Below are 17,790 nucleotides of genomic sequence, written 5' to 3' on the forward strand. Positions count from 1 at the left end.
GTCTTTTTTTGTTGATTTAATACTGTATGATGCTTCTAAATTATTAAAAGGTTAAGAAAAGTAAGATTCAGTGTTATTTTTGGTAAAATATTTTAAAGTGAAAATAACTAAAAATTAATATAACTGTCAATAAAACAGTAGATTGAAAAATACATGCATAACATTAGAAAAAATCTTATTTTTCCAAAAAGTTTAAGCATGACACTACAAGATGCGCAATCGATTACATCTTGTTAATTTTCAAACTCAACCAATACGATAAATTATGAATGCATTATTAGGGATTTTATTTCATTTTTTAGGAGGATTTTCTTCAGGAAGTTTCTATTTGCCTTACAAAAAGGTAAAAGGCTGGTCTTGGGAAACGTTTTGGTTGATAGGTGGTACTTTCTCATGGATTATCGTTCCGCCATTGGCAGCATTTCTAACGATTCCTAATTTTTGGGATATTATACAAAATGAAAGTTCATCTATTTTAGGGCTTACATTTTTATTCGGTGCCCTTTGGGGAATTGGAGGCTTTATGTATGGCTTGGGAGTTCGCTACTTAGGGGTTGCTCTCGGAAGCAGTATTATGTTAGGGTTAACGATGGTAATTGGTTCGCTTGTTCCTTCAATTTTTTATGAATTTTCTCCACAAGACGGAAAAGATAATATTGGTTTAATGCTTTCAAACTCATGGGGGCAGATGGTTCTATTGGGGCTTTTTGTATGCGTTATCGGAATTATTATCAGCGGAAAAGCTGGTGTGATGAAAGATAAAGAGCTTAAAACAGATTCAATAGATCCGCACGGTGTAGAAGTAAAAACAGAATATAAATTTGGCTTAGGTTTAACTGTTGCTATTATTTCAGGAGTTTTAAGTGCCTGTTTTAATTTCGGATTAGAAGCTGGGAAACCAATGGCAAATGTTGCTAATGAAGCCTGGAAAATAGCAAATCCTTCACAAGGTGAGTTTTTGTTTCAGAATAATGTGACCTATGTAGTGGTACTTTGGGGCGGAATGGCTTCTAATCTTATTGGTTGCCTTTATCTTTCATTTAAAAATAAATCCTATACAGATTACGTCAAAAAAAATGTACCAGTTGCAAAAAATATCATTTTCTGTGCATTGGCAGGAACGATGTGGTTTTTACAGTTTTTCTTTTACGGGATGGGAGAGAGCAAACTAGGGAATGGTCCAAGTTCATGGATCTTACACATGGCATTTATCATTTTGATTGCTAATTTGTGGGGCGTTATCATCAAAGAATGGAAAGGCGTTTCCAAAAAAACTATTACCACGATTTCCGTGGGAATGATTGTCATGTTTATCTCAATTTTAATTGTAGGATACGGAAATTCATTACGATAATAAACGTATTGCATTATAGACTTTATTTTATCATATTCATATAGTTAGAGTTAAAAGCTCAATTTGGCACTGATATGTTTCGGTGCCTTTTTATGTTTATAATAAAATAATTTTGGGGTTGTAATTTGAGCATTGTCAATATAATATTATTTTATACTTAATTATTTATCAAATCTAACATAATTGAATTACTAATTATTTTGAAAATTTGAATTGATATATCTAAAAAATTAAGATAAATTATGAATTTTATGGTGCAGGATATTGCAGGATGCCAGAACTTCTGTAACTGTGTACTTTGGTACGTGATAATAATGTAAATAAAAGTTAATATATATGTCTTTAATAATTAAACAGAAGAATTTTAAGCCACTCATCGCACCGCTATTTTTGCTTGCGTCTGGCTTTATGTTCGGACAAAAGGCAGTAAGTGATACTGCAAAGACTGATACTAAAGATATCGAAGAGGTAGTAGTTATCGGATATGGTAAAGTGAAAAAATCTGACCTTACCGGATCTGTATCCTCAGTATCTGCGAAAGATCTTGCTGCAACTCCTTCTATGAATGCTTTGCAGGCATTGCAGGGTAGAGCTGCCGGACTAAATATTGTAACGGCAGGTGGTGCTCCCGGAGCAAGTGCAAATGTTACAATTCGTGGTGGTGCCTCAATCACTCAAGCAACAGAGCCATTGTATATTGTAGATGGTTTTCAATTGGATAATGCATTAAATATTATCAATCCTAATGATATTGAAAGTATTGATGTCTTGAAAGGTGCTTCTGCCATTGCAATCTATGGTTCTCGTGGTTCTAATGGTATTATAGTTATTAAAACGAAAAGCGGAAAAAAAGGGAGAATCACCATTCAGTATAACTCTTTTATGGCATTTGATATGCTTTCTAAGAAGCTGGATATGGTTTCCAATCCTGAGCAATATGTGAAATATCAGTATGAAATGGCACAGCTTCAGGGAAAAACAACCCAGTGGAGTAATGTTTTTGATAATAGCTTAGGGATCGATTCACCAGGATTTTATACAGGAGCATTTAGCAGAATCAGTAATCGATACGGATCGGAAAACGGATTAGACTGGCAAGAAAAAATGCTTGGCGGAACTGGGATGACTCAGAATCATAATGTAAGTGTTTCCGCAGGTACAGATAAAACACAGGCATTTATCAGTTACAACTATAACAAACAAGACGGGTTATTACAAAATTTCAGCGAAACTAGAAATTCATTACGTGCAAATATCAATTCAGAATTGTATAAAGGGATACGTTTAGATTTCAGCTCAATGTTTACTTCCAATTCTACAAATGGAGGCGGTGCATATTCAGGAATGAAAAAAATATTACTACAGCCGATTACCGGAGGAACATTGTTCACGCAGGATCAGTTGTTTAATACACAGACATTTGGGGATTATTCAAGCTTAGATTCTTCCTTTGATACGGAAAACCCGTATATTGAAACGGCGGCATCCACTCAAAACAGAAGAACCAGAACATTTTTAGCGAATGTAGGTCTTGAATTTGATTTATTTAAAGACTTTACATTTAGAACTGCGGGTTCTTATAACTGGACCAACGCTAAATCTACTTCATTTTCAGATAGAAACTCCCGTGCATTTCTTACAGATCCTATAAATACAGGGATAAACGGAAGTATTGGGAATTCTGAAGCTTATCGTTATCAGATCACAAATACATTAACGTACAATAAAACTTTAGGTGAAAAACATAAATTCACTGGTTTAATCGGTAATGAAATCTTATACCAGGAAAATGAAAGCAATAGTATGAGATTGATAAAATTTCCTACTATTCTAAATTACGGGTTAGATGATATTACAAATGCTACCGTTGCCGATAAAGATGCAGATAGATCTTCTTATAGTTTACTTTCATATTTTGGTCGTGTAAACTATAATTATGATAATCGTTATTTGTTAACAGCTACCTTACGTCATGATGGTTCTTCAAAATTTAAAGATAATCTTTGGGGAATGTTTCCATCTGCAGCTGTAGCTTGGCGTGTTTCTGAAGAAGGTTTTTGGAAAAATTCTAAAATTGATAATTATATCAATGACTTGAAGTTAAGAGGAGAATATGGTGTGGTTGGTAATAATGGTATTCCAAATAATGTATTTAGAACCAATGTCGTAGGTACAGATTATCCTACTAATAATACCGTGGGTAATTTAGCTTTAGTAACAAACTCTGTTTTAGGTAATCGTGGTGTAGAGTGGGAGTCGATGAGATCTACAAATATTGGGGTTGATCTTGCTTTGTTTAACAGCAGAATCAAATTAACTTCTGAATGGTACAATAACAACGTAAGTGGAATGTTATTGGAAACTGTACTTCCTGCATCCACAGGATATAAAAGTCAGTTTGTAAATGTAGGTTCTATGGTAAACAGAGGTATGGAATTTACATTAAATTCAATCAACTTAAAATCTGAAAACTTCAGATGGTCTACCGATGCCAATGTAGGTTTCAATAAGTCAAAAGTACTATCACTTGATGGTGGGAGAACTTTTAGAAATTTCAGCGTAGGAGGTAACAGATCAGGTATGGTAACTTATTATGCGACCGTTGGAGAAGAACTGGGAGATATGTACGGATATGTTTATCAGGGAATTTATACCACTGATGACTTTACACAGGCTGGAAACGGAACATTAACTCTAAAACCGGGAGTTGTAAAACCTGCTTCTGGAACTCCAAAACCGGGTGATATTAAATTTGCTGCTGATAATGAAGCAGGAGATCAGTTTACAAGAAAATTGGTGAAAATTGGAAATGGTACTCCGGATTTTATTGGAGGAATTAGTAATAATTTTTCTTACAAAGGTTTTGATCTTGCGGTATTTTTGAAATTCAGCGTCGGTGGTGATGTGTACAATGCGACCAAACACAGTATGAGTCCGTATGCAATGTTCCAGAATGTACCTTCAGAATTTGGAGATAACTATTATCATGTGATAGATCCTAATACAGGGCAGGCTGCAACAAGTTTGGTGAGACTAAAAGAGCTTAATCCTAATGAAGATTCAAGTCTTTGGAGTTTAGGTACAACCAATTCTAGCTACATCACTTATCCTTCATCATACTATGTAGAAGACGGTTCGTATTTAAGAGTTTCTATGGTAACATTAGGCTATTCTTTTTCTAAAGAATTCTTAAGCCATATTAAATTGACCAATGCACGTATCTATGCAACAGTTAATAACTTAGCAACCATTACTGGTTATTCCGGATTTGACCCGGAAGTTTCAGCAGCAAGTGGTGTTGCGGTAACACCTGGTTATGATAGTTCTTCATTCCCAAGATCTAGAAGTTATGTTTTAGGGATCAATCTTACTTTTTAATATTTAATTGTTTCAATCATGAAAAATATATTTACTAATCGCAGCGTTTTAAAAAAACTAATCATAGTTCCATCTATTTTGATTGCTGGTTTAAGTATCAATGCGTGCAGCGAAGATTTTTTAAATCAACCTGCTTATAATTCATCAGATACAGAATCGGTATTTACCAATATAGAAACTGCAGATGCTTTTGTTCAGGGTTTATATAGAGGTCTTGTTCCTACCGAAATGTTCTATCAGTTAGGAGCTGGCGACACAGTTACTCACTCTGCAGAAGACGGATCAACAAATAATTCTAAATACAATATTTGTAATTATCAGTACGATGCAAAAACACCCAATACGGTTACAGGAATTTATTCTGCAATGTATGCGGTGATCGAAAGAACCAATATTGCCATCGACAGATTACCAGATATGCCGGCAAGCCAAAAGCGTGATGCATTATTGGCAGAAGCAAAGGCCATTCGTGCATTTTGCTACTACAACCTGATCAGAGTGTATGGTGATGTACCAGCAATTTGGATTCCTTTAGAAGAAGCAGATCCTAATGATCCTAATACTCTTTATCCTAAACGTAGTTCGCGTGATGTGATTTATGATAAAGTGATTGCTGATATACAAGAATCCATAAACAATATGCCTGCTTCTAACGGAACACCGGAAAGATTAAACAAGCAGTCAACCAATGCCCTTTTAGCAAAAATCGCTTTGTATGCAGCAGGATATTCTCTTCGTTGGGATCTGAATACAAATTCGCCGGGGATAATGTCTCGCCGTCCGGATAATGCCAGAGTTCAGCAATTATACCAAATTGCAGATGCTGCATTAGATTCTGTAATTAAGGGCGGAACCAATAGTTTGGTACAGGCTCAGGGAGGAAAAAGTGGTTTTGAAGCTTTGTGGTTTAATTTCGACAGAAGAAACTTTTCAACCGTAAATCAGGAAATGATGTGGCACATCGCTTCTTATGGACCTAATACGAACTCAGCATTTGGAGTATATGCTCATCCGGGATCAAGAGGAGGTACTTATGGTTCTCGTAAAGCGTTACAGTTTATACTTCCAAGTTATTATCTGTCTTTTAATGCTGCAGATAAGCGCAGAGATGTTGCTACTACTTCTTATAGTATTTACTTCTTGAACTCTGGTAATGCAAGTGATACATGGGTAGATGTAGGAACAACCTATTCGTGCATTATGCCGGGTAAGTTTAGAATCTCTTGGTGTGTGGAGCCACAAGCTGCAGATTCACGTAATTTGAATATTCCTATCATCAGATACGCAGATGTATTATTAATGTATGCTGAAACACAAAATTATTTAAATAACGGACCTACCGCTGCAGGAATTGCTGCTTTAATGGAAGTAAGAAACAGAGCCGGAATCGGTTCATTACCAATACCAAGCGGTCAGCAGGCTTTTGAATCAGCACTTGTTCAGGAGCGTAAGTGGGAATTTTCGGACGAATTTATGCTTCGTACTGATTTAATCAGAATGAATCGTATCGCAAGCGAAATTGAAGCGACAAAACAAGCTATGAAAAACTTATCAAACCGTACAGGTCAGTTTGCGTCAACACCGGTTTATCGTTTGTATAAATTTCATAAAAATGCTCAGGTTTACGGAGATCCGTTCTTGGCAGTTACTTATATTGATTTAACTAATCCTGCACAGATTGCACAGGTTCAGGCAGTTCCTACCAGTTCAGCTGGGTATGCTGCTTATCAAACGACTTTGAAGGCTATTGCATTAGCGAACGGACAAACTTCAACAGCTGATGACAAATGGTATCCTGTAAATATGTTCCAGGCTTATACAAGTACATTCAATGGTAATGCAAGAAAAGCTGTAGGATTTACAGGAGGATTTAATACACTTCAGGTTGGTAATATTATTTATACAAAACCAACGGGTTCAGCTGAAAATGGCGGAACATATCCAAACTGGATCGAAGGTGGCGGAGACGGTCTGTTCTACGGATTTGTACCTAATAAAACAGAATTACTTCCTTTTGCGGCAGCGTCTGCGGGGCATCCGTTAATTGATAATCCAAATCTTACTCAGCTTCCTGGATATTAATCGATAATAAACACCAAATCAAAATATTAACTAATAATTAACCTTAATGAATTGACCGTACAGCTGAATCGAAAAGTGATAAATATCAGTGTTAATTTATCTTTAAATAATCGATTCAGCAGTATAGTACGGGATGCTGTACAAAATACTACAGTCTAAATTTGGGTTAAAATTCAGAAAACAAAAAGAAAACAAATGGAAAACGTAAAAACATTTAAATACGTAGATTATTTATGGGATGATAGCAAAGCGGCATCTTTCGGAGACGATCAGGTGGCTTTATTTTTATACCGTTCAAACATATTAGGAGCAGATCTTAGAATTACAAATTATGGTGGTGGTAACACAAGTTGCAAAACCATCGAAAAAGACCCGTTGACGAATGAAGAAGTTGAGGTAATGTGGGTAAAAGGTTCAGGTGGTGACATCGGAACTTTGACTAGAAAAGGAATCGCCGGATTATATACGGAAAGACTGAGAAATCTGAAAAATGTTTACGGAGGTTTAGCAGACGAAGACAGAATGGTAGGTTTATTCGATCACTGTATTTTCGATTTGGAAAGCAAAGCGCCTTCTATTGATACGCCTCTTCACGGTTTACTTCCATTTAAACATATCGATCACCTTCACCCGGATGCATTAATTGCAGTTGCAGCAGCAAAAGACAGCGAAGCAATTACCAAAGAAATCTGGGGAGACACAATGGGTTGGGTGCCTTGGCAGAGACCTGGCTTCGACTTAGGTTTACAGCTTGAAAAATGTTTGGCTGATAATCCCGGAATCAGAGGAATCGTTTTAGGAAGCCACGGATTATTCACTTGGGGAGACACTTCGTACGAATGTTACATGAACAGTTTGGAAGTAATCGAAACCGCTTCTGAATATATCGCTAAAAAAATCGAAGAAAACGGACAGGTTTTCGGAGGTCAAAAAGTAGAATCTCTTCCTGCTGAAGAACGTAAAAATAAAGCGGCTCAATTGATGCCCTTATTGAGAGGTTTAGCTTCTTCTGAAAATAGAATGGTTGGTCATTTCACAGACAGTGATGTTGTTTTAGAATACATCAACAGTAACGATTTGGAGCGTTTAGCACCATTGGGAACTTCTTGTCCGGACCACTTTTTAAGAACAAAGATTCAACCTTTAGTGTTGACTTTAGATAAAAATGAAGATTTATCTGATTCTAAAGCTATTTTAGATAAATTAAATCCACTTTTCGAACAATACAGACAGGAATATAAAGACTATTACGAGACTTGCAAACATCCAAACAGCCCTGCAATGCGTGACCCGAATCCTGTGATCATCATTTATCCGGGCGTTGGAATGTTCAGTTTCTCAAAAGATAAGCAGACAACTCGTGTTGCGAACGAATTTTACGTCAATGCAATCAACGTAATGCGTGGTGCAGAAGCTATTTCTGAATACACTTCATTACCAAGACAGGAAGCATTCGATATCGAATATTGGCTACTTGAAGAAGCTAAATTGCAGAGAATGCCTAAAGAAAAACCTCTTTCAAGAAAAGTTGCGATCGTAACCGGTGCAGGAGGCGGAATCGGGCAGGCTATTGCTGACAAAATGGTTGCTGAAGGCGCAGTGGTTGTTTTTACAGACCTTAATCAGGAAGCGGTAGAATCTGTTACCGCAAAATACAACAAAGATCAGGCAGTATCTGTTCCGTGTGATGTGACGAGCGAAGAATCTATTGCCAATGCTTTTAAGGAAGCTGTTTTAGCATTCGGTGGAGTAGATATCATCGTTCATTCTGCAGGTCTGGCTATTTCTAAATCTTTGGAAGATACAACTACGAAAGACTGGGATTTATTGGAGAATGTATTGGTAAAAGGTCAGTTTATGATGGCTAAAAGCGGTACTGAAATTATGAAAAAGCAAAATTTAGGTGGAGACATCGTGAATATTGCAAGTAAAAACGGATTGGTTGCCGGACCAAATAACGTAGCGTACGGAACTGCAAAAGCAGCTCAACAGCACATGACAAGATTATTGGCAGCAGAATTGGCAGCAGATAAGATCCGTGTAAATGTTGTAAATCCTGACGGAGTTATCGTTGGAAGTAAAATCTGGGAAGGTTCTTGGGCAGAAGGTCGTGCAAAAGCAAACGGAATTTCTGTAGAAGAATTACCTGCATTTTACGCAAAGAGAAATTTATTAAACGAAATTATACTTCCTGAAGATATCGCCAACGGAGTTTTCGCTTGTGTTGCGATTTTAGATAAAACGACAGGAAATATTATCAATGTAGATGGCGGAATGGCTAATGCTTTCCCAAGATAATTATTGATTAATATATTTTATTTGGGCAGCTTAATCCGCCCTCCGTTCCCGCTTTTTTGCTCGTCGTACCTCCTCGCAAAAAGAGCTCCACTCAGGTCGGGCTGCGAGATTCGAAAGTAATTGAAAGGTAGGAATCAATATTTAATACTAATTTTAATAAATCATTTAGCCTTGTCAAGGCTCAAAACCTTGACAAGGTTAATTAAAAATCAAACTATGATTATAGGAAAAGATATCATTGAACAATACAATAAAAACGAAGTTGAAAACTTTAATTCAGACTTTGATTTTCTTCAAAATAAATTAACAAAAGCAGGTTCCAACGTTGCTGAGATTGTCAACAAAATTGCCGATTTTCAGGTAGCAATTCCAAGTTGGGCTTTAGGCGCAGGTGGAACCCGTTTCGGAAGATTTTCTTACGGTGGCGAACCTTCTTCTTTGGAGCAGAAATTAGACGATGTAGGATTGATTCACGCTTTAACGCATTCTGCGGGAGCTGTTTCATTGCATATTCCTTGGGATATTCCGAGTGATGTGAAAGCGATTAAAGAAAAAGCAGTTTCTCACGGACTTGTTTTTGATGCGATGAATTCTAACACGTTTCAGGATCAGCCGGGAGCAAAACAATCGTATAAATTTGGTTCTTTAAACGCTGCAAATGAAGATTCTAGAGCGTATGCAGTTGAACACAACAAAGAAGTAATAAGAATTGGAAAAGAATTAGATTCAAAAAGTTTAACCGTTTGGTTGGCAGACGGATCAAGTTTTCCGGGACAGCTGAATTTCCAGACCGCTTTGTCAAATACTGAAAAAAGTTTAAAAGAAATCTACGCAGGAATGCCTGAAGACTGGAAGCTTTTTATTGAATATAAACCTTACGAGCCGAATTTCTATTCAACAACCATTCAGGATTGGGGAACTTCTTTTATGCTGGCAAACGCTTGTGGTGAAAGAGCTTTCACGTTGGTTGATCTTGGGCATCATTTACCGAATTCAAATATTGAGCAAATCGTTGCAACCTTGATGTATAAAGGAAAATTAGGAGGTTTCCACTTTAATGACAGCAAATATGGAGATGATGATTTAACGGTTGGTTCTATTAAGCCTTATGCTTTGTTCTTGATTTTCAATGAATTAGTATACGGAATGGAAAACAATCCAAACAATCCTTATCCGGCTTGGATGATAGATGCAAGTCACAATATCAAAGATCCGTTGGAAGATTTATTACAATCTCTAGAAGCAATTTTAATTGCTTATGCGACAGCACTTTTAGTTGATCAGAAAGCATTAAAAGAAGCGCAACAAAATAATGATGTTGTGTTGGCGCAGGATATTTTGCAGAACGCATACAGAACCGATGTTCGTCCGTTACTGAGAGCAGCAAGATTACAGACAGGTGCCGCTTTAGACCCAATCGCAACATACAGAAACCTAAAAGTAAGAGAGCAATTGATTTCCGAAAGAGGTCTTAATGTTAAAGCAACAGGATTATAAAACCTGTTTTAAAATTGATAATTTCAGCTTTCAAGTGCAATTGAAAGTTTAATTATATGTATCCTTATATAGTTTCGTTAAGGGGAAAGTGTTTAGACTGTTAAGTATTTTCTTGCTGTCTAAACACTCCTTAATGATTTAATTTTGTAAACTACAACGTAAACAAATTAGTGTTATTAGTGAAAATATTTGCGCTATTTGTGTTTAAATAAATAATTCATCTTAAGAATGTCCAAGAAAAAGGTAACCATAGTTTTTGATATTGGAAAGACCAATAAAAAATTCTTTTTATTTGATAAAAATTATAAAGAAGTCGTGCGCGAATATACAGAATTACCGCTTACGACAGATGAAGACGGTTATCCGACAGAAGATCTTTCTGCATTACAAAATTGGATCAAAGATAACTTTAATGCCATTCTTGATGATGAAAACTTTGAAGTAAAAGCAATCAATTTTTCTACATACGGAGCAAGTTTTGTACATCTTGATCAGAAAGGAAATGTTCTGACGCCTTTGTACAATTACACAAAACCGATGGATCAGGAAATTCTTGATCTATTCTACGAAAAACACGGCAGCAAACTGAAAATTGCGCGTGAAACAGCTTCGCCACAAGCCGGAATGCTGAATTCTGGGTTACAATTGTTCTGGATGAAATATAAACACCCGGAAATATTCAAAAAAATACGTTACAGTCTTCATTTACCACAATATTTATCGTATTTGTTTACTGGAATTTGTGTGTCAGAATTTACCTCAATTGGTTGTCACACCAATCTTTGGGATTATGACAAAGCAGATTACCACGATTGGGTTTACGAAGAAGAAATTGATGCTTTATTGCCTCCAATCGTTCCAACTTCTGCAAGTATCAACACTTCTTACAGAAATAAGAAAATTAAAATCGGCGTTGGGATTCATGACAGTTCATCAGCACTTTTACCTTATATTTTAAGTAAAAAAGAACCGTTTTTATTGCTTTCAACAGGAACCTGGAGTATTTCTTTAAACCCATTTAATGATGAAAGCTTGACTGATGAAGATATAGAAAACAACTGTCTGAATTATATGCGGATTGACGGAAAACGTGTAAAAGCATCACGTTTCTTTATGGGAAATGAATATAAAATTCAGGTTGAAAAATTATGTGATTATTACGGAAAAGAATATGGTTTCCATAGAGAAGTAAAATTTGATCAGGATCTGTACCTTCGTTTGATGAAGCACAAAGCGATATATTTCCGCTTTGAAGGGATTATTTTAAAACGAAAAATGATTACCGCTACTGATCTCAATTCATTCGCTACCTTTGAAGAAGCCTATCACCAGCTGATGATTGAATTGATGGATCTGCAGATTCATACCATTACCAATGCCATCGGAAATTCAGAAATTAAAAATATTTACATTGACGGCGGTTTTACAGACAATGATGTCTTTATGAAACTGATGTCTCATCATTTTCAGCATTACAATGTGATGTCTACACATTCTCCGTTGGGATCGGCTTTGGGAGCATCAATGGTGATTTCAAACAAAAAAATAGACGAAACTTTTTTACAGCAGCACTATCAGATGAAAGTGCTTCAGCCTTTAATTTTTAATTTATAATTAATAGTTAATGCGTAGAAAGTTTTAGCCCTAAAAACTAAAAACCATTGACTAAAAACAACCAACAACTAGTTATGTCATTTCCATTTGATACCCGTTACGCTTCGCTTGAACTTTTAATCGAAAAAGCAAAAAAAAGAATGCCCCGTTTCGCTTTCGAATATCTCGATGGCGGATGTAACGAAAACATCAACCGAGACAGAAATACAAGCGAATTGAGAGAAGTTCTGCTTCGCCCGCAATATCTGAATAATAATTATGCGGAAGCCAATATGGAAACTGAATTGTTTGGTGTAAAATATTCTGCACCTTTCGGAATTTCTCCTGTTGGTTTGCAAGGATTGATGTGGCCCAATGCTCCGGAAATTTTAGCGAAAGCAGCCTTTAAACATAATATTCCTTTCATATTAAGTACGGTAACGACAAGCAGTCTTGAAAGAATTTCTGAATTAACAGAAGGAAAAGCCTGGTATCAATTATACCATCCGAGAGAAGAGTGGTTGCGTGACGATATTCTAGACCGTTGCGAAGCTTCAGGTTACGATGTTTTGGTTGTTTTAGCAGACGTTCCGACTTTTGGATACAGAGCAAAAGAAATCAGAAATGGTTTGGCAATGCCTCCTCAATTGAATTTCAGGAACGTTTCACAAGCTTTGGTAAAACCGGAATGGTGTCTGGAAATAATGAAACACGGAGTTCCAAGTTTTAAGACCATGGAAAAATACATGGATAAAAATATGGGCGTGAAACAATTGGGACAGTTCATGAATTCTACATTTTCCGGAAGATTAAATTCAGACAGAATAAAAGCAATTCGCGATAAATGGAAAGGAAAATTGGTCATTAAAGGGGTGGCTTCAGACGAAGATGCTGCAGAAGCAGTTCGTTTAGGATTCGACGGAATGATTATATCAAATCACGGTGGAAGGCAGCTTGATGCAGGAGAATCTACGATTGCTGTAGTGAAAGACATCAGTGAAAAATACAAAGGTCAAATCAAAATAATGATGGATAGCGGCGTAAGAACTGGTCCGGATGTTGCCCGCGCTTTGAGTTGTGGCGCAGAATTTACCTTTATGGGAAGAACCTTTATGTATGCAGTCGGTGCTTTAGGCGATAAAGGCGGTGATCATATTATTGAGATGCTAAAAATGCAGTTCAGACAAGTGATGGAGCAGGTTTGTTGTGAAAAAACAACTGATCTACAGAACTTTAGAGTGAAGTAATACGATCTTAAATTTTAATAAATCAATTCATATTATAATTATGATTAAGAAAATAATTTTTACCATCAGTTTTTTACTGGCGTTCGTTGTATTCGGACAGAAAAAGAACGACAAAGATGTTGTTGCTGATGCTGCCGAAAAACTTCGCTTAGCAATGGTAAGCGGTGATAAAGCAATGTTGGAATCTTTGATTTTACCTGAATTAACATATGGTCATTCGGGAGGACATATTGATGACGCTACAGAATTTGTCGAAAAATTAGTAAGTAAAAAATCAGATTTTGTAACCATTGATATTACCAACCAAACGGTAAATATTGTAGGAAATACGGCAATTGTTCGTCACCATTTCTACGCAACGACTGCTGATCTTGGAAAAGCTCCGGGTGATGTAACATTGGATATTGTATTGGTTTGGGTGAAAACCGGAAAAAATTGGAAATTACTTGCCCGACAAGCCGTAAAATCTGAAAAGAAGAAATAAATTATTTAAATTATAAAAACAAAATTCGTAAAGTGAACTTCACGAATTTTTTTATGAACAAATTTCTATAGAGAATCTCTTTCAATATATTTAAAGACATTATTCACCTGCTCTTTCTTATTTTTTAAAACCATGTACGCTGCAGATTCTGCCATTGCTTTAAAATCTGTGGTGATTACGGTAATTCCCAGTAATTCTTTCAAAGGGGTTTCGTTATAAGAAATAATGCCGATGTCTTTTCCCAGTTCAAGATTTTTCTGCCTGATTTGCTTTACCAAATTTACCAGATCACGCTCCCGAATGGTGATGAATATATCCTTATCCTGAAGTTCCATGTCGGGATATATTTCATCCAAAATTTCATAATCCAGTTTAAAATCTTCACAAAACTTCTCAAAACCACGTACGATGCGGAAAGGATAGGGGTGAATTGACTTATCGGGATAAACCAAAATGATCTTCTCGTATTTTTTTATTTTTTCTAAGCCTTCCTTCAAAGCATTATAGATATCATGCTCAAAATCCTGAAAAATCGTACCGTATTCTCCCGAAATATTAGGCTTGGTATTATCAAGCAACAACAATTTATTCTTTGGAATTTTTTCAATCATTTCAATAACCTCTTTTGTCGAACTCGTATGCTTCGACTGTTCATCTCGGAAGTGAGGCATGATGACATAATAATCAAATCCGCCAAGATTTTTTTTCAAAGCATTAATGAAAAGCGTTTCGTCACAATGATAAATATACATCTCAACATTCCCTTTGGTACCGATTGCATTGACGAAATAATTGTAGATCATCATCTTGTAAGTACTCGGTTTGTTGATCAGAAAGAAGATATTAATGATGTCATTCTTATTGATGCGTGAAATATAATATCCTTTTCCTTTTACAGACTCTATAATTTGCCTTTTGCGCAGTTCTTTATAAGCTTTTTCAACGGTGTCCCTCGACAGAAAACATGATTCACTAAGCTCATTGATTGAAGGAATTTTTTCCCCGATCTTTATTTCCCCGCCATCGATTCCATTCAGAATAGAATCAACAATCTGTTTGTATTTAGGAACTCTGGAGTTTTCATTGATATTTATTTCGAACGTTTCAGCCATGACTTTTCGGTAAGAGAAATTATTTTAATTAAACTAAATCTAATTTGAAAAAAGATTAGTGCCAGAAGACAAGTTACAAAAATTTACATTAATTGATAAATGTCATTTATTTTTATTAAAACGTATTTAATTGTTTGATTTTTAATAGGTTTTTATCAGCCTTTATATGACTTATCTTTTTTGAAAATCACCAATTTCATGACATAGAATTAAAATGCGTTGTTTCGATTAAAAAAAAGTAATGCGGAATTCTAGTTTTGTTTATTATATTTTTGAAAAAATTAATAAAATATTAAATCATTTTTTACATTGTCTAAATTTCTATGAAACTCTAAAAATCTTAAACACAAACAAAAAAGCCTGCTCTTTTCAGAACAGACTTCAATTAATATGAATGTGAAATTTTTTAAGGCATTTTTTTGAAACCTTCAGCTTTTATTTTCCAGCTTCCATCTTTTGGAAAACCAGGGAATTCCCCGGTAGAATTATCCCAACCTTCAAGCATCATCGCAACAGTTGTTAAAACGCCACCGTTTCCGGGAAGATATATTCTAAGACGTTTATCTTGGAAATTATGTCCGTTTTTAAGATATGTATTGGTTTGAATATTCATAAAAAGTGCATCCAACGCTTTATTCGGAAGTCCAAGTCTTGCTGCATTCATTGCGGTCATTGGGAAATCCCAACCCCAAGTGTGCTCCCAATTCCATCTTTCCCAAACGATATCCAACGTATTTTTCATTATTTTTTTATTCAGTTTCGGAGATTCAGGAACCATTCCTAATGCTCCCAAAACTGCAGGGTGATCGGTCATCCATTTTGGAAATGTGAAAGAATCTTTCGCTGATTCTGTTGACAAATAAACACCATCCTGAACCGGAAGTGGAGCTAATTTATTGATCACATCATCCCATTTTTTATCTCTTGGCTGTCCCAATCTTTCTTTCCATTGCTGGGCTACTTTCAAAGCCCAATCCCAATACGCAACTTCATAAGTTGGGTTGTATGTATCTTTCGCCGGGAAAACTTCCTGTGCAGGAATTACGCCTTTTCCTAAGTTATAACGGTTTTTCTCTTTATCATACGTTGCAAAATCTGCCATAAAATCTGCCGTTGCAAAAATCAGATCTTTATATTTTTCCAATACTTTTTTATCATTACTATTGCGGTACAAAAGTTCGGTCATATAAATGATATGCGGCTGTTCCCAGATCAAAAATGCAGCAACAGAAGACGGACTTTCATTTCCTTCATTATCTGACATTTTAATCCAACGAACGCCTTTATAACCTTGTCTTTCAGCTAATTTTTTAGCTTTATCGAAAGATCTGAAATAATAATCCAATTGTTTTTCCAAAATTTCAGGTCTTCCCCATAAAGCATAATGTACACCGTGCCACCAATGCATTTCTGTATGCGGTTTTCCGTACCAACTGTTGAAAGTTAAACCTGTTTCCTGCGGCGGATTGCTTCCTCCACACTGTACTTTGGTTAAATATTCTGACAAGACAACTCTTCTTTCCAATTCATTGGCTCTCGGATCTGTACTTCCTTCAAAATCAACGGCAGCACCGCTTTTCCAGAACGATTCCCATCCTGCTGCACTTTCTTTCTCAGCATCAACGAATAATGTTCTATTAGATTTTGGATTTTTAGCTGAAAATTCAACGCTTAATTCTAATTTTTTATTTTTAGAAGAAGGTTCGTAAACGAAATAATGTTTTCCGGCTTCCCGAAGTTTTCCTTCTGTAAAATTAAGTTGAGTATAATAATCGGTGCTTTGCAATTTATGCTGAATCAAACCTTGCGTTGATTGTGACGAAACAATTTTCGTGGTGTGATCGTTTTCATTTCCATAAAATGCTGCATCATCCAAAAATTGTCCGGTTGGAGACGGGTAGCGTGCAAAAACCTTCAATCTGTTTTTAGAAATCAAATCTGATTCAATTTTAACTCCGATCTTATCTGAATTCTGGAAAGAAGCAGTCCACACTTTTACAGGAGTTCCTTCCAAAGAAAATTCACTGGTAATAATTCCGGTCCACAAATCTATTTTCTGATTGATGTTTGTGAGGTCTGAAATTTTTGCTTTCTGACCGTCTTTTTTAAGCAGCTCAATCCCGATATTTCCCAATTGCAAACGGTGTTGGTTCACACGAAAATAATCAACAGCACCTTTATTTCTTTCTGGTTCTTTAATCTGAACACTGTACAAAGCTTTTCTTCCGTCGTTATTGAAATCGTAAGCTCTTAAAGTTTCTTCGAATTTATAACTTTCTTTATTGGGAAAACTGTTCCAGCCCCATTCTGACTGTGTTCCCAATGAAACTCCGTTTTTGTAATATTCAGGAAATGACTGCATTCCGGTAATATCAACCGTGTAGGCGAATTTCCCGTTTCCAACCGTCAAAGTAGAAAGTGTGTCAGCTTTTGTGTTGACAACATTGTGACGCTGTACGACCTTCTTTCGGTCAATTTTCTGGGCATTAAGTGAAGAAAATCCAACGCAGAAAAGACTCAGATATATTGCAATTTTTTTCATTTTTAAATTTTTATTTTGCTTTTATTTACCGCAAAAGAGACAAAAGATTTTCTTGTATTCTTTAGCTATTCAAAAGGTGGCAAAATGACAATAAAAAATCAGACATTTTGTAAACTTTTGAATTTCTTATTTTCAATAATTTCTTTTGAACCTTTTGCGGTTATATTATTTAATTATTTTATTTTTTGCCACGAATACACAAA

General features: G+C 35.8%; 10 protein-coding genes. 8 read left to right on the forward strand and 2 right to left on the reverse strand.

What is annotated here, in order from left to right; translation table 11 throughout:
• Positions 1 to 265: 265 nt before the first annotated feature.
• The 8 genes from rhaT (at position 266) to EG358_RS10180 (ending at position 13,933) form a co-directional block, all read left to right on the forward strand.
• A complete protein-coding gene (gene rhaT, locus EG358_RS10145) occupies positions 266 to 1,354 on the forward strand; it encodes an L-rhamnose/proton symporter RhaT (protein ID WP_076559124.1) in 1,089 nt (362 codons plus the stop codon).
• Positions 1,355 to 1,690: 336 nt separating this feature from the next.
• Entirely contained in the window at positions 1,691 to 4,732 is a 3,042-nt protein-coding gene (locus EG358_RS10150) for a SusC/RagA family TonB-linked outer membrane protein (protein ID WP_076559122.1), read from the forward strand.
• Between the two features lie 18 nt (positions 4,733 to 4,750).
• Entirely contained in the window at positions 4,751 to 6,814 is a 2,064-nt protein-coding gene (locus tag EG358_RS10155; protein WP_115596420.1) for a RagB/SusD family nutrient uptake outer membrane protein, read from the forward strand.
• Positions 6,815 to 7,009: 195 nt separating this feature from the next.
• A complete protein-coding gene (locus EG358_RS10160; RefSeq protein ID WP_076559119.1) occupies positions 7,010 to 9,112 on the forward strand; it encodes a bifunctional aldolase/short-chain dehydrogenase in 2,103 nt (700 codons plus the stop codon).
• Between the two features lie 216 nt (positions 9,113 to 9,328).
• Positions 9,329 to 10,609 carry a sugar isomerase gene (locus tag EG358_RS10165; protein WP_076559117.1) on the forward strand — a complete coding sequence of 427 codons (1,281 nt, stop codon included), beginning with the start codon at positions 9,329 to 9,331 and terminating at the stop codon, positions 10,607 to 10,609.
• A 228-nt stretch (positions 10,610 to 10,837) separates the two neighbouring features.
• Positions 10,838 to 12,223 carry an FGGY-family carbohydrate kinase gene (locus EG358_RS10170; RefSeq protein ID WP_076559115.1) on the forward strand — a complete coding sequence of 462 codons (1,386 nt, stop codon included), beginning with the start codon at positions 10,838 to 10,840 and terminating at the stop codon, positions 12,221 to 12,223.
• Between the two features lie 74 nt (positions 12,224 to 12,297).
• Positions 12,298 to 13,449, forward strand: a complete 1,152-nt coding sequence (locus EG358_RS10175) for an alpha-hydroxy acid oxidase (protein ID WP_076559113.1) — start codon at positions 12,298 to 12,300, stop codon at positions 13,447 to 13,449.
• A 40-nt stretch (positions 13,450 to 13,489) separates the two neighbouring features.
• Positions 13,490 to 13,933 (forward strand): nuclear transport factor 2 family protein, encoded by a 444-nt coding sequence (locus EG358_RS10180; protein WP_076559111.1) that lies wholly within the window; start codon positions 13,490 to 13,492, stop codon positions 13,931 to 13,933.
• Positions 13,934 to 13,998: 65 nt separating this feature from the next.
• On the opposite strand, the gene EG358_RS10185 is transcribed toward EG358_RS10180, so the two are convergent.
• Together EG358_RS10185 and EG358_RS10190 are read right to left on the reverse strand one after the other, a co-directional pair.
• Positions 13,999 to 15,045, reverse strand: a complete 1,047-nt coding sequence (locus EG358_RS10185) for a GntR family transcriptional regulator (RefSeq protein WP_076559109.1) — start codon at positions 15,043 to 15,045, stop codon at positions 13,999 to 14,001.
• Positions 15,046 to 15,451: 406 nt separating this feature from the next.
• Positions 15,452 to 17,587 carry a hypothetical protein gene (locus EG358_RS10190; RefSeq protein ID WP_076559107.1) on the reverse strand — a complete coding sequence of 712 codons (2,136 nt, stop codon included), beginning with the start codon at positions 17,585 to 17,587 and terminating at the stop codon, positions 15,452 to 15,454.
• Positions 17,588 to 17,790 lie beyond the last annotated feature (203 nt).

The sequence above is a fragment of the Chryseobacterium indoltheticum genome, from assembly GCF_003815915.1.
GTDB classification, from domain to species: Bacteria; Bacteroidota; Bacteroidia; order Flavobacteriales; family Weeksellaceae; genus Chryseobacterium; species Chryseobacterium indoltheticum.

What these genes read in the sequence shown, in the direction of transcription:
- rhaT (WP_076559124.1), top strand. Translation starts at nt 266, where the DNA reads ATGAATGCATTATTAGGGATTTTATTTCATTTTTTAGGAGGATTTTCT.
- EG358_RS10150 (WP_076559122.1), top strand. Translation starts at nt 1,691, where the DNA reads ATGTCTTTAATAATTAAACAGAAGAATTTTAAGCCACTCATCGCACCG.
- EG358_RS10155 (WP_115596420.1), top strand. Translation starts at nt 4,751, where the DNA reads ATGAAAAATATATTTACTAATCGCAGCGTTTTAAAAAAACTAATCATA.
- EG358_RS10160 (WP_076559119.1), top strand. Translation starts at nt 7,010, where the DNA reads ATGGAAAACGTAAAAACATTTAAATACGTAGATTATTTATGGGATGAT.
- EG358_RS10165 (WP_076559117.1), top strand. Translation starts at nt 9,329, where the DNA reads ATGATTATAGGAAAAGATATCATTGAACAATACAATAAAAACGAAGTT.
- EG358_RS10170 (WP_076559115.1), top strand. Translation starts at nt 10,838, where the DNA reads ATGTCCAAGAAAAAGGTAACCATAGTTTTTGATATTGGAAAGACCAAT.
- EG358_RS10175 (WP_076559113.1), top strand. Translation starts at nt 12,298, where the DNA reads ATGTCATTTCCATTTGATACCCGTTACGCTTCGCTTGAACTTTTAATC.
- EG358_RS10180 (WP_076559111.1), top strand. Translation starts at nt 13,490, where the DNA reads ATGATTAAGAAAATAATTTTTACCATCAGTTTTTTACTGGCGTTCGTT.
- EG358_RS10185 (WP_076559109.1), bottom strand. Translation starts at nt 15,045, where the DNA reads ATGGCTGAAACGTTCGAAATAAATATCAATGAAAACTCCAGAGTTCCT.
- EG358_RS10190 (WP_076559107.1), bottom strand. Translation starts at nt 17,587, where the DNA reads ATGAAAAAAATTGCAATATATCTGAGTCTTTTCTGCGTTGGATTTTCT.